13 protein-coding genes are annotated in these 13,483 nt (G+C 36.5%); 6 read left to right on the top strand and 7 right to left on the bottom strand.

Annotation, left to right across the window (positions count from 1 at the left end):
- Positions 1 to 334 precede the first annotated feature (334 nt).
- The gene (locus tag F9U64_RS15270; RefSeq protein ID WP_153405471.1) at positions 335 to 1,126 is read left to right on the top strand and encodes an HAD family hydrolase; all 792 of its coding nucleotides are present in this window, start codon (positions 335 to 337) and stop codon (positions 1,124 to 1,126) included.
- A gap of 38 nt (positions 1,127 to 1,164) precedes the next feature.
- Here F9U64_RS15270 and recX read toward each other — a convergent pair whose 3' ends face one another.
- Positions 1,165 to 1,983, bottom strand: coding sequence for a recombination regulator RecX (gene recX / locus F9U64_RS15265; protein ID WP_153405468.1), 819 nt, complete (start codon positions 1,981 to 1,983; stop codon positions 1,165 to 1,167).
- Positions 1,984 to 2,056: 73 nt separating this feature from the next.
- On the opposite strand from recX, the gene F9U64_RS15260 reads away from it, so the two are divergent.
- The 4 genes from F9U64_RS15260 to F9U64_RS15245 all read left to right on the top strand — a co-directional run bounded on the left by F9U64_RS15260 (position 2,057) and on the right by F9U64_RS15245 (position 5,024).
- Positions 2,057 to 2,956, top strand: coding sequence for a TIGR01777 family oxidoreductase (locus F9U64_RS15260; protein ID WP_153405466.1), 900 nt, complete (start codon positions 2,057 to 2,059; stop codon positions 2,954 to 2,956).
- A gap of 372 nt (positions 2,957 to 3,328) precedes the next feature.
- Entirely contained in the window at positions 3,329 to 3,880 is a 552-nt protein-coding gene (locus F9U64_RS15255; protein WP_153405463.1) for a GNAT family N-acetyltransferase, read from the top strand.
- An 89-nt stretch (positions 3,881 to 3,969) separates the two neighbouring features.
- A complete protein-coding gene (locus F9U64_RS15250) occupies positions 3,970 to 4,338 on the top strand; it encodes a CidA/LrgA family protein (protein ID WP_228275747.1) in 369 nt (122 codons plus the stop codon).
- Positions 4,335 to 5,024, top strand: a complete 690-nt coding sequence (locus tag F9U64_RS15245; RefSeq protein ID WP_153405460.1) for an LrgB family protein — start codon at positions 4,335 to 4,337, stop codon at positions 5,022 to 5,024. The genes F9U64_RS15250 and F9U64_RS15245 overlap by 4 nt, the downstream gene beginning before the upstream one ends.
- Positions 5,025 to 5,035: 11 nt before the next feature.
- Here F9U64_RS15245 and F9U64_RS15240 read toward each other — a convergent pair whose 3' ends face one another.
- Positions 5,036 to 5,674 carry a helix-turn-helix transcriptional regulator gene (locus F9U64_RS15240; RefSeq protein WP_153405457.1) on the bottom strand — a complete coding sequence of 213 codons (639 nt, stop codon included), beginning with the start codon at positions 5,672 to 5,674 and terminating at the stop codon, positions 5,036 to 5,038.
- A gap of 139 nt (positions 5,675 to 5,813) precedes the next feature.
- On the opposite strand from F9U64_RS15240, the gene F9U64_RS15235 reads away from it, so the two are divergent.
- A complete protein-coding gene (locus F9U64_RS15235; RefSeq protein WP_153405485.1) occupies positions 5,814 to 6,059 on the top strand; it encodes a YuzB family protein in 246 nt (81 codons plus the stop codon).
- A gap of 422 nt (positions 6,060 to 6,481) precedes the next feature.
- Here the strand turns inward: F9U64_RS15235 and ald are convergent, their stop codons facing one another.
- The 5 genes from ald to F9U64_RS15210 form a co-directional block, all read right to left on the bottom strand.
- The gene (gene ald, locus F9U64_RS15230; RefSeq protein ID WP_153405454.1) at positions 6,482 to 7,597 is read right to left on the bottom strand and encodes an alanine dehydrogenase; all 1,116 of its coding nucleotides are present in this window, start codon (positions 7,595 to 7,597) and stop codon (positions 6,482 to 6,484) included.
- Positions 7,598 to 7,763: 166 nt separating this feature from the next.
- Positions 7,764 to 8,591, bottom strand: coding sequence for a dimethylarginine dimethylaminohydrolase family protein (locus tag F9U64_RS15225; protein ID WP_153405451.1), 828 nt, complete (start codon positions 8,589 to 8,591; stop codon positions 7,764 to 7,766).
- A 410-nt stretch (positions 8,592 to 9,001) separates the two neighbouring features.
- Positions 9,002 to 10,324, bottom strand: coding sequence for a DUF4179 domain-containing protein (locus F9U64_RS15220; protein WP_153405447.1), 1,323 nt, complete (start codon positions 10,322 to 10,324; stop codon positions 9,002 to 9,004).
- Positions 10,321 to 10,833 (bottom strand): RNA polymerase sigma factor, encoded by a 513-nt coding sequence (locus F9U64_RS15215; RefSeq protein WP_153405445.1) that lies wholly within the window; start codon positions 10,831 to 10,833, stop codon positions 10,321 to 10,323. The genes F9U64_RS15220 and F9U64_RS15215 overlap by 4 nt, the downstream gene beginning before the upstream one ends.
- 125 nt (positions 10,834 to 10,958) lie before the next feature.
- Positions 10,959 to 13,076, bottom strand: coding sequence for an ATP-dependent Clp protease ATP-binding subunit (locus F9U64_RS15210; protein ID WP_153405442.1), 2,118 nt, complete (start codon positions 13,074 to 13,076; stop codon positions 10,959 to 10,961).
- Positions 13,077 to 13,483: the final 407 nt, after the last annotated feature.

Here is a 13,483-nt window from a genome sequence, read left to right as displayed (position 1 = left end):
CGGTGCAGTGAGGAGCATCGGAACGTATGGGTTGAATACGTGAGAAGCGGACGCGCAAACCAACGAAGAGATTCGCCGCTTATCATTTGATGGCTTTTTGAACATCCTCTACTAGTAAAAGTTCAGAAAGCCGGCAAATTAGAAGCAAGAAGATCGAGGCGGTGCAGTGAGGAGCATCGGAACGTATGGGTTGAATACGTGAGAAGCACACTCGCAAACCAACGAAGAGATTCGCCGCTTATCATTTGATGGCTTTTTGAACATCCTCTATAATCGAGTTTATCGAAATTACCTGTAAGAAAGATTATAATAACCATATAGAGGAGGAAACAGGATGGTAAAATTATTCGCAACAGATTTAGATGGTACCTTGCTGAAAAAAGAGAATGTAATAAAAGAAGAGGATATAAAAGCGATAAAGCAATTAACAAGTAACGGAATAGACTTTGCTATTGCAACAGGGAGATTAGATAGAGACATTTTAAGAATATGTAAAGAAATAGACTTTACTGCACATAGAATCAGTCAGAACGGCACATTTGTCCAAACAAGAGATAATGCCTCTATTTATGCAAAAACATTCGATATTCCTAATAGTAAAGCAATCCACGAAAAACTGATTACATACCAAAATCCGCTTTGTGTTTCGACAAATGACGAACTCTATATCTCTGAGATTTCAGAAGAAATGAAAGCATTGGAGAATTTTCTCTATTTCCCATTAGTGGAAGGGATTGATTTTCTAGATCAATATGGTGAGACGATTCATGCAAGTAAATATATGATGATTGGTCAGGAGCAGGATTTAGTAACCATTGAGAGTGAGTTACGAGACCATTTTGCAGGCCATATCGAAACATATCTGTCTGATCCCCGCTGCTTAGACATTGTTCCTAAAGGTGTCAGTAAAGCGGCAGGACTTCATGCGCTTGCTAACCACTTAAACATTGAAACAGAAGAGATTGCAGTGATTGGTGATGCCTATATTGATATTCCAATGTTTGAAATGACGCCATACAGTTTCGCGATGTCAACAGCTCCAGCACCAGTCCAGCAAAAAGCAGCACATGTTGTAAATGATGTATATGAAGCAATTGATCATATTTCAGACCTTGTAAAGAGCTGATCTTTGACCATTCCTCTTCTTTTTAGACTGGGGAATGGTCAATTTTCTCTTTCTGCATATTCTTCTATAAACCGCTGGATTAACTCAGAGTCAAATCCTTTACGAAATAAGCTGGCTTTTACTTTTTGCTGCAGCTGAAAACCTGTATCTTTCTTTTTGTATTTTTCAAGTGCTTTTTCTCCTTGATATACAATGGCCTCATATTCTTCGTCTTTATTTATCTCAGTATCCATCTGTTGTAACACTTCACTAATAACGCCTAGAGAATAACCTTTTTGGATTAGAGATTGTTTCATATTATCAATTTGCTGTTTATACGACTTTTTTGATGTGCGGTTCATTTTTTTCTTAATTAATTTTGCTATTTTCTCATATTGTTTTGTATATGGAAAGTGTTCTAATGCTTGCTCTGCAACAGACTGGTCAATTCCTTTTTCTATTAACTCCTTTTTCACCATTAACGGACCTTTTTCAGAAGTTTCCACCCTTGTACGGACTAATGCCTCACTAAAAGCATGATCATCCAGCAGGTTTTCCTGTTTTAACCGGTGAACTGCTTCCTTAATAAAGGTAATTTCTATGTCCTTCTTTTGTAAATAATTAATTAATTCTTGTTCAGATCTCATTCGATAACTTAAAAACTTTATAGAAAGGGTATACACTTTATATGAGGCATCTTTTTCCTGAATCTGATCAATTAACTCCTGCGATATTTCCTGGCCTTTATGCAAATGATAGGAGATAAGCAAGTCTTCATCAATACTGAATGCATAATATTCTGATTGCTGATCTTTTAGAAAAATACTATAGCGTTGCTTATTCTTTTTTTGGACAGATATTTTTGAAATTGTGGGCATTATCTTCACCTCTGATTGCCATTTTACCATACAAACGTCTGTTCCTCAATTAATATACAGGGAGGTCACCATTATGAAAATAGCTATAACTGGCGGTACTGGTTATGTCGGAAAGAATTTAACGAAGAAATTAACCGATCGAGGCGATACTGTTTATATCTTAACAAGAAGTCCAGAAAAATATCAAAATACTGATAAAGTAAACTATGTAGGCTGGTTAACAGAAGGTACACGGCCAGCAGAAGAACTTCCCCATCTTGATGCCATTATCAATCTTGCAGGGGACTCACTGTTTGGTTATTGGACAAAATCAAAAAAAGACCGAATATATCAAAGCAGAATAAATGCTACATATGAAATAAATGAACTGATAAAACAAATGGATGTGAAACCGGAAGTGTTAGTAAGCGCTTCTGCTGTCGGATACTTTGGAACCTCAAAAGACGAGACTTTTACAGAGGACAACACAGAGCCTGGCAGCGATTTTTTAGCTGAAGTTACGACAGCATGGGAAAAAACAGCTTTACAAGCAAAAGCAGAAGGAGTTCGAACTGTTATCGCCCGTTTTGGTGTGATACTTGGTTCAGAAGGTGCCTTGCCATTAATGGCCCTGCCATTCAAGTTATATGCTGGCGGCAGAATTGGTACAGGAGATCAATGGCTGTCATGGATACATATAAAGGATGTTGCAGGTATGATTATTTTCGCTATAGATAATCAGCAGGTTGAGGGGCCGATGCATGTAACTTCCCCTAATCCTGTTACCAATAAGGAAATGTCATCAGCGTTGGCTGAAGTTCTTCGTAAACCAGACTGGTTACCTGTTCCAAGTTTTATCCTTAAACTCTTCCTGGGTGAAATGAGTATACTTGTTGTAAAAGGACAGAAGGTAGTACCAGAAAAAGCAATGATACTGGGATACCGTTTTAACTATCCCAATGTAAGAGAAGCATTAGTTGAAATATTCAAATAATTTAGTTTTTTAAGCCAAATACGTCCATATTAGCTCAAAATTTTACGAATTATTAATCTAATGTAATATATATTAAGATTTCTTAATATTACTTCAAATTTCTTTGATTTTTTTATTATTTTTTAGCAAAAATCTATTTACAACATATACAGTAATTGTGTAAGATAAGAATAGATTTTTTGAAACAGTAAGTTGTCGACATAAAGGGAAGGCAAATGGTGCGCCACCAGCATGAAGCTGGTTCTAGTGGGTTCGATTCCCACCCCGAATTTTTGTGGCTTTTTGATAAAAATTCGAGGGTGAGTGGAACGGTACCAGGGGGTAAACCTGCCTTTTTCCATAACATCCTCCATTAAACAGGAGGGTTTTTTTATGCTTAAAAAAAGAGAATTACAAGATGCACCTGCACTTTACGAATTAATGACACACCCGGAAGTCTTTCCATATGTAAGACATAAGGTATATTCCAGTGATGAATTTTATTTCCTCACTAAAAAGACAATGGAAGCAGAAGAAAATGGAGAATTAATATCCCGCACAATTATGGATGAATGGTACAATCCGATCGGAACAATTAACTTATTTGATATTGAGAATGGAGCAGGTTTTCTTGCTACATGGATCGGTCAGCCATATTTCGGCAAAGGCTATAATAAACTGGCAAAGGATGCTTTTTTTAGCGAGCTTTTTTATGATCACCCTATTGAAGCAATCTTTATTAAAATACGCAAAACCAATCTTCGTTCCTCAAAGGCGATTCTAAAGGTTCCGTTTGTCATGTATGCGAATGAGAGTTACCCGGATGTATATGAAAAAGTGAATCAGGCCTCAATAGATGATCCCATTTATGACTTATATGTCATTACAAGAGATTGTTACTTTGCCCACCAGGAAACTGCCAAAGAAGGCGAAGAAGCAATGTGAATATTTTGTCACCTAAACGATTTTGTTGTACTATGTAGTAGTTCTCAAAAAATCGTTTAGGCTTTTTTTATTGTGTTGGAGGATTAGTTATGATGAAGTTCATAAAAATTATTTTGCAAATCAGTGTTCTCTTTCTGTTTAATCTTATAGGTGAAACAATTCAATCGTTTTTTCATTTAACAATCCCTGGTAGCATCATTGGCATGCTGCTATTTTTTGTTTTATTAGTAACAAAAGTTATTCCTGAAAAATTGATTAAAGATGGGATTGACTTGCTAATCAAGGATATGCCGCTGTTTTTTATACCGGTGACTGTCGGAGTGATAGAATTTCTCGATTTCTTCAAAGGAAAAGGCAGTTTTATTCTATTCATCACTTTTATCAGTACAATGGTCGTTATTTTAACAACAAGCTTTATTGCAGATAAATTGCTCCAAAAAGAGGTAGGTACGAAATGATTAATTTTTTTATAGGTCTCGGTTTTCTTATTTTGACAATAGTTCTTTATTTCTTCAGCAAAAAAATATATAGTATCATACCTTCACCAGTTACCTTGCCAATTATGATAACTTCCTTTACTCTTGTAATGTTTTTAATTTGGACAGATATTCCTTATTCGACCTATATGCTAGGCGGGCAATGGATAGATCATCTGCTCGGGCCGTTGGTTGTAGCTCTCGCCCTGCCTTTATTTCGGCAAAGACACCTTATTAAACAATATGCCACTGTTATCTTTACCGGTATTTTAATTGGATCTCTTGTCGGTATTTTAAGTGGTGTATTTCTCACCCTTTTATCAGGATTTGATGATTCTATAATTGCCGCTATAGCCTCTAAATCAGTTACTACACCAGTAGCATTAAGTATTTCTGATACCGTTGGCGCAAGCATGTCTTTGACTGCTGTTTTTGTCATGATAGCTGGTATTGGCGGGGCAATGTTTGGTCCAGTGATGTGGAAAATAGGGGGGATTAAACACCCTATTGCGAGAGGATTAGGAATTGGAACAGCATCCCATGCCATTGGAACAGCGAAAGCACTGGAGGATAGTGAATTAGCAGGTGCAGTTAGTGCATTATCCATGACCATTAGCTCCGTTATCGTTTCCATGATTGTACCAGGCTTGCTTCCATTTCTGTTATGAAGTGACTTTTTTCAATTGTCACTTCTTTTTTTCACAATATACTTACATGCATTTCCGCCTTTTGCTATGCACTCCACTCGCTCAATCTTTTCCGTTCCCAACACAGTCTTAAAAAGGTTCCATTCGCTCTCGCACGGAGCATCATATTTGCTCGCTATTGCTGCAATCGGGCAATTGTATTGCGAGAAGGCTAATGTTTGTTCACCTTCATCCTGAAATTCGGACATATAGCCACTTTCATTTTGCACTTTTACTAATGTTTTCACTTTTTCCTCTATTGTATCTTCTTCAAAGATCTGGCGCTGATATTTCTTACGCATTCTTTTTTCACGATTTTCAAACAATTGCTCAATTGCTTCTTCCCCCATTGTTGCTTCAATGTCGGATAAAAAGTCCATCACTATCACATCATAACTCTTAGGAAACAGACTTTCTCCGGCAGTTGTCAGCTTATAATAAATAACCGGCCGGCCCATCGGTTGTCTGACACTTTTTGAATCGATTAATTTATCTGCCTCCAGTTTGGTGAGATGTTTTCGGATCGCCATTTCTGTAATGCTGATATAATTTCTTATATCACTCACAGATAAGGATTGATACTTTTTTAATAATTTCAATATTTTCTCTCTTGTCGTAAGTTCTTTGCTCATTCTTCCAACCACCTTTTTCGATTTTTTATCCTTCTAAAACTTATATGTTGACAAAGTGTTGGTTATATAGTTATTTTAAAGAACGATTCTTGTAAAATCTGTGATTTATATCATACAGATATGATGGAAGGTGATGAAAATCGGAATCGTTGTTGTAGAAATCTGTGACAGTAATTTAATGAATACAATTGATATAGAGGGAATTATCGAGTCAGAATACCCGGAAGTTGCAGTGCTGATTAATGATTGTCTGAACTTCTGCGGACTATGCCGTTTAAAACCATATGCCATCGTTAATGGCAAAAGAATTCATGGTAAGACACCGGAAGAAGCACTTGCGAAAATCCGCCAGGCGATTGAAGAAGAGCTGGCATTTTTTCAATAAGCTGTTTTGTTGAGGATGTTGAAGGCGTCTGAGGGATTAAACAGGAACTAGCATCCTCTGTTTAATTTGTGATTTTTGCTTTGGAAGAAAGACTTTTAGGTTGAATAGATAATCGTATCTAACCTTACCTTAAGTGATGCAGTCTTTACAGGTTGATATTCGTTCCACACATTAGTCTAGGAAACCATTAATAGCTGGGGAAGATGCGAGACTCCAGCGAGAACAGCACGAGCTGAAAATCCACTTGGTAAAGTGCCTTTCTTTACCAAGTTAGTTGAAGCCGCGCCCGCGGAAAGCGAGTATTTTCCCCAGTGGTGACTTAGCATTATCTATATTAGTACATTAGTGAGTTACTTTATCTATTTTTGTTATGTCTCCACCTCTTTCATCATGTAAAGTAAGTAATTTTCTTCTATCTTTTTTTATTGAATGATTGTCTGAATGTCAGCATACTTTCTGTCAAGCCCTTGTGCCACTGCTTCATGTACTATCTTGCCTTTATACGTATTTAATCCTTTCGTAAATGCTGGATCTTTTTTCACTAATTCATCCAAGCCTAAATTCGCCAGTTTTAATATATATGGTAATGTAACATTGGTTAATGCATATGTTGCCGTTTTTGGTACAGCTCCGGGAATATTTGCAACAGCATAATGTGTCACACCATGCTTTACATAAACTGGATCATCATGTGTTGTAATATGGTCGATTGTTTCAATTATGCCACCCTGGTCAACGGCTACATCAACAACAACTGACCCTGCTCCCATTGTTTGGATCATTTCTTCTGTTACTAACTTAGGCGCCTTTCCACCTGGAATAAGGACAGCCCCTACTAACAGATCAGCCCGCTCCACCTGTGTTCTGATGTTATACTCATTTGAAGCAAGTGTCTTAATTTTCCCTTGAAAAAGGTCTTCCAATTCACGCAAACGGCCAATATTAATATCCAGCATAGTAACATTTGCACCAAGTCCTACAGCTATTTTGGCAGCATTTGTCCCGACAACTCCCCCGCCTATTATCACAATATCAGCGGGCTCTACACCAGGAACACCGCCAGCCAGCACTCCTTTTCCTCCATGTATCTTCTCAAGGAAATGCACCCCTACTTGCACTGACATACGCCCAGCTATTTCACTCATAGGGGTTAGCAAAGGCAGCTCGCCTGTCCTGTTTTGAATCGTCTCATATGCGATTCCTGTTACTTTATTTGCAATCAGTGCATCTGCTACAGCCTGTTCTGCAGCTAAGTGCAAATAAGTAAATAATAGTTGTCCTTCTCTGAAATGGACAAATTCTTCTTTCTGAGGTTCTTTTACTTTCACAATTAACTCTTGATCCCATGCTTCCTTTGCCGTTGGAACGATGATAGCTCCCGCTTTTTGATATTCATCATCGCCAATCCCGCTGCCCATCCCTGCATTTGTCTCTACATTGACTTGATGACCTAAATTTGTTAAAGCCATTACACCGGCTGGAGTCAGTGCGACTCGATTTTCACTTTGTTTCAATTCTTTAGGGACACCTATTTTCATCTATTCCACCTGCTTTCCATTTGTAGTATGGTATGTTCATTTCTTACTATTGGTTTTCCCAATTTCACTAAGAAAATAACCAAGAGGCTCTTTTCTAAAAATGTGTTTTCAAAAATAAAATAATCCAGACGAATTGTATCGTCTGGACTTTTGTCCCATCCTTTTCTTAACTCCTGACAATTGGCATGGAACAGCAACGGAAAGAACCACCAGATTTAATGATTTCTGAAAAAGGAACTTCTATTATCTGATATCCACGATCCGTCAGGTCTTTATTAACTTTGGGATTTATCGGTAAAGCGATGATTTTTTTGTTACCAATTGAAAGGACATTAGTTCCTAGCGTAAATTGCTCTTTATCCGATACTTCTATTAAGTCATATTTGTCACTTAGCCATGCTACATCCTCCTTATTGAACGCAGGAGAATAAATCAGTGCTTCTTTTTCACTAACCAGATTAAACACACAATCAAGATGCAAAATATCCTTACGAATCGGTAGTGGAACAACCTTTCTGTCACAAAGCTGAGATTGCAGCGCTTCAATGGCTTCCATTGTTGTTCGGGTACTTACACCTACAAATACATAATCATTTGAAACAACAACATCTCCACCTTCAATCGCTGGAGTGTTCAGCCTGTGGTAGGAGAGGTTGTTTTTATCTAAATATGCTGTTAATACTTCCACTTCTTTCTTTCTAATATCCTTTTCCATATACGAAATAAAAACTGTGTCTCCTATCGTAAAACCAATATCTCTTGTAAACACTTGTTCATTAAATTTCTCATTTGGTTCCAATGATATAACTTCTACGCCATTCTCTTCTAAAGCCTGGACAAATTTTTTATGTTCTTCTTTTGCACGCTGTATGTCTATATTGTCATTTTCATAATGCCTTTGTGTCGCATTAATTATTTCTCTGATTGCCATATGATCCGGCGGGCATACGATTACTTTTTTGAGTTGTGCAAATTCCTCATCTTGCTTGATCATACTAAGGCCCTCCTCTTTCTATAATGTTTTAAATTATTCCTTATAAAATTCAACAAAAACGACTGTTTTACGAAAATACCTCTTTTACTATACCCAAAATAAAACAATACCATTCTCTAATATACTACTGTAACTAACCTTTTCATCAATATAATCGGTTACATTTTCTTACAACATTATTTCTTCGACCATTTTTCCATGCTATTCTTCTTATATATTAAGTTAATAAAAACGGAGGGGATTTTAAATGAAACGAAAAAAAATGAAAAACCCTAATTTCATCACATTTGTTTTTTTAACATTTAAAGTAATGTTTCAGTAATCATTTCAAAAAATACTCATATAATAAAATTAATTCATCTTATACAAGCACGGACTTGCTAAAAAACGATTAGCAAGTCTGTGCTTCTTTATTTTAACGGGATTGTTACTTTTTCTTTAATCCAATGAGGATAGGAGGTTAATTTCACATCAATAATGTCTTCATCTGTATAAATAGATTCTCCATATATAATGGAATCATCCTCATATCTAAAGGAACTGCTGGATTGTTCCTGTTTAATTTCATTTCCATTTTGATCAAATATACTGCCAAAAGGTGAAGCAGGAATTTCATTTGTATCGTCTGTTGAGATATGCAGCCAATGATTTTCATAGTTCATATCATAAAACTTCCCATACGGGTCAAAAAGAATTTCATCTGTTGCTAAATTAAACCTCATATAGTCCTTTCCTTTTTCCACTGCTTGAAGTTTAGAAAATGTGAGTGATAAAGATTCAGGGTTTTCAAAATAGTTACTTTGCAGATAGACTTTATAGCCTGGCCTATCAATAGAACCTGAGGCAATTATTCCGTTTTCACTGCTCCATACCTCTCCCTTTTCATCAATTAATGCAAGGTCATCAATTGATAAAATCTGCATCGTGTTATTTGGATCTGCATATAACTCAACTTCAACTCTTAGCGGTCTGATAGTTACTGATTTCACATTTATCTTCTGTCCTTCGATACTGACCACTTTATCTACTTTATAGTGAATCGACTCACTCGTATTTTCAGCATCAAATGGAATAACAAACTCTTCCTTTAAAACATTACCAACTCCATCATCTTCTTTTTCCACTGCACTAACTTCAGCATCCATTTCAAAACTATCCCAAGAAATACTCTCATCTGTTGCAAGAACAGTAAATATACTTCTGAATTGATTATTTTCCTTATGATCAAAGGTTGGATAGGTAATTGCACTACTTTTTATTTCTTCTCCATTTGACCCTCGCAATTCTATTTGTTCGACTCTTGGTGATCCAATTTGTTTATCACTTGATAATGTAATAAAGGCAACTACACCATTTTCATCCCGAATCACACCATCAATTGTCAGTGATAAGTCCCCTTTTGTTACTGTTTTGTTAATTGATTGATAATAGTCATTTTCTACAGCTGTTTGTATACTCTTATTCCATTTTGCAAGCTCAATAATCATTTCCATCCCGGGTATTTTGGCTAATTGGCTTGCGAAAACTGGTGAGACGTTAACTAAAGTAACTAAAGATACAATTAATATTGCCATAGAAATGATACCACCAAGCTGCTGCTTGATTCTTCTATTTCGTTTTTTTACTTTTCCCATACCCAGTTCAATCGCCTGGTCTAGATCGCTTGTCGTGACATCATGCTCCTTTGTCTGAGTTTTCCATTCCTGCAATGCACGTTCTTCTTTATTACTCACTTTAACACCCCTCCTTCTTCATCAATGTCCAACTCTTTTCTCAATTTTTTAAGTGCTGCATATATTCTTGTTTTCACTGTACTCTCAGGTATGTTTAACTGTTCAGCCAATTCATGAAAAGTCATTTCGTAAAAATATTTGAAATAAATAAGTTCTTGTTCATCTTGTCTTAATGTTTTCAAAGCATCGTCCAGCCATATTCTATGATGGTTATCCATTACTGGTTTATCTATGGATCGCTCTGCTGATATATTTTTATCCTTCTTTAGAACGTCGTTACAATAATTAATCATAATCCGAATCAACCATGTTTTCACATATTTTAAATCCTTTAACTGCCTTCGTTTTTTATAAGCTCGAAAGGTCACTTCCTGAATTGCTTCCAAAGCTTTTTCCTTGTTTTTCAAAAAAGCAATAGCAGTTCGGAACAGGTCTTCTCGATACTCCGTTATCACTGCAACAAAAGCATCCTCATTTTTACGAAAATCCTTTTTATTAACATCTTTCATTATCCCGCCCCCTTCCCTGCAAATAATATGTTACACATTAGACTGTAAAACGGCAAAATAGTTTTAATATATTTTTCATCAAAAAACCCCAGCTGATTTACTCAGCTGGGGTTGATTATCTTAACTTATGCTTTTTTCACAACAACATCATCATTTTCGAATGTGATATTGATTTGTTGAACATTTTCTTCTTCTAATAAAATATCTGTAATTCCATCTTCCACTTTGTCTTGAATCACACGGCGTAATGGACGTGCACCAAAACGTGGATCATAACCTTTTTCAGCAAGGAATTGTTTCACATCTTCACTAACTTCCATACTTAGTCCTTCTTCTGCTAACTGATCAGATAGGTCTGTTAACATTAAGTCAACAATTTGCAACAGATCTTCCTGTGCTAATTCATTAAATGGAATAATCGCATCAAAGCGGTTCAGGAATTCCGGTTTGAAGTAGTCACTCAAGTTTTCCAGGATAGAAACAGCTTCATTGTTGTCACTATTAAAACCAACAGTGATTTTCTTCGCACCAGTTCCCGCATTACTTGTCATAATGATCACAGTATCTTTAAAGCTGACTGTACGGCCATGGCTGTCTGTTAGATGGCCATCTTCCATAATTTGCAGGAACATGTTCTGCACATCAGGATGAGCTTTCTCAATTTCATCTAACAAGATTAAGCTGTACGGATTACGACGAACCTTCTCTGTTAATTGACCTGCTTCTTCATGTCCTACATATCCTGGTGGTGAACCGATGATCTTAGATACTGTATGTTTTTCCATATATTCACTCATATCAAGTCGGATCATCGCATCTTTTGTTCCAAACAGCTCTTGAGCCAGGGCTTTGGTTAATTCTGTTTTCCCAACACCTGTTGGACCAACGAATAAGAAGGAACCAATTGGACGCTGTTTAGCTTTCAGACCTGCACGGCTTCTGCGGACAGCTTTGGCCACCTTATCTACAGCAACTTGTTGTCCAATAACTTTCGCTGACAGGTTTGCGGCTAATTGCTTCATCTTAGACTGTTCGTCTGCCTGAATTTTACGGACTGGAATCCCTGTTTTCTCTTCAATAATCAATTGAATGTCTTCCACCGTTACTTCCGCTTTTGGTGCTTCTTTTGTATCAGCTAACTTTTGCTCTAATTTAATTTCCTGATGTCTTAAATTAGCTGCTCGTTCGTAATCTTCCTGTTCTGCTGCTTCCGTTTTTTCTTTCGTAATTTCATCTAAGCGTTTTTGTAATGCATCATGATCAGTTTCTGATACTTCCAAGTTAAGTCTTGCACCAGCTTCATCAATAAGATCAATTGCTTTGTCTGGCAAGAAACGATCCTGAATATATCGTTTAGACAATGTTACGGCAGCATGAAGTACTTCTTCAGGGTAAGTTACTTTATGATAATTTTCATAACGCTCTTTTAATCCTTTTAAAATTTGCTCTGCTTCTCCCAAGCTTGGTTCTTTGACCATAATTGGCTGAAAGCGTCGTTCTAATGCGGCATCTTTCTCGATTTGGCGATATTCCTTCAATGTGGTTGCACCAATTAATTGCAGTTCACCGCGAGCCAGAGCTGGTTTTAAAATGTTTCCTGCATCCATTTGTGATCCTTCTGCAGAACCTGCACCAACTAATAAATGAATTTCATCAACGAATAAAATCACATTTTGACGGTCATGCAATTCGTTGACTAATTGCTTCATTCTTTCTTCAAATTGACCTCTTACACCAGTATTTGCAACTAGTGAAGCAACATCCAGAATGTAAATTTCTTTATTCAACAGTTTGGAAGGAACATTTCCTTCTGCCACTTTTAATGCTAGTCCTTCTGCAATCGCTGTTTTCCCTACACCAGGTTCACCAATAAGAACTGGATTATTTTTATTCCGGCGATTTAATGTTTCAATGACACGTTTAACTTCCTTATCCCGGCCAATTACCGGATCTATCAGACCTGCTCTTGCAGCATCTGTTAAGTTCTTTCCAAGCTGGTCAATTAATCCATTTCCACGACCATTTTTGGTATATGTTTTAGTATTAGTTTGACCGGAACCATTTGCCTGTCCTGAGAAAAAGGAATCAAATCCTTGGCCTCCAAACATGTTAGATGGCTGGCTCATTTGGTTTTTAATATCATGAAAGCATGTATCACATACTTGCAAATTTTGTGTTTGATCATTAAATCGAAGGCTAAAGTTAATATTGGCTTGACGAATTCCACAATGTTGACATTTCATATAGGTATTCCTCCTTCAATTATTAAGGTCATTTCTATTTTTGACTTTGACTATATTTGACCTTTTCTAATTCATATTATACTTTGACCTTTTTTGACTTTCAAGTACTATGCTCAAATTTTTTTGTGCGTATTATTTCGTAATATTGCAGACAAAAAAACCAACCTGCCGTGCTGGACAGATTGGCCTTTTCTTTATCTATATAACTACACCAAACGGGATCAGTACAATTAATAAAGCTATTAATATGGACCAGATAAGTTCTTTAAGCAACTTAGTATCCCCCTAATTTTTTTCTTACAGTTTATCACAAGCACAAAACGAATGAAGTGTATTTGTAATAAACTTAACAGACAATTTACATTTCTACGCCCTTTCACCACTAAATTGAATATGTTATGATAGAT

The sequence above is a fragment of the Gracilibacillus oryzae genome (genome assembly GCF_009498735.1).
Lineage (GTDB): Bacteria > Bacillota > Bacilli > Bacillales > Amphibacillaceae > Gracilibacillus > Gracilibacillus oryzae.
Note: the sequence above shows the minus strand (reverse complement) of the source record. Positions and strands in the feature narration are given on the sequence as shown.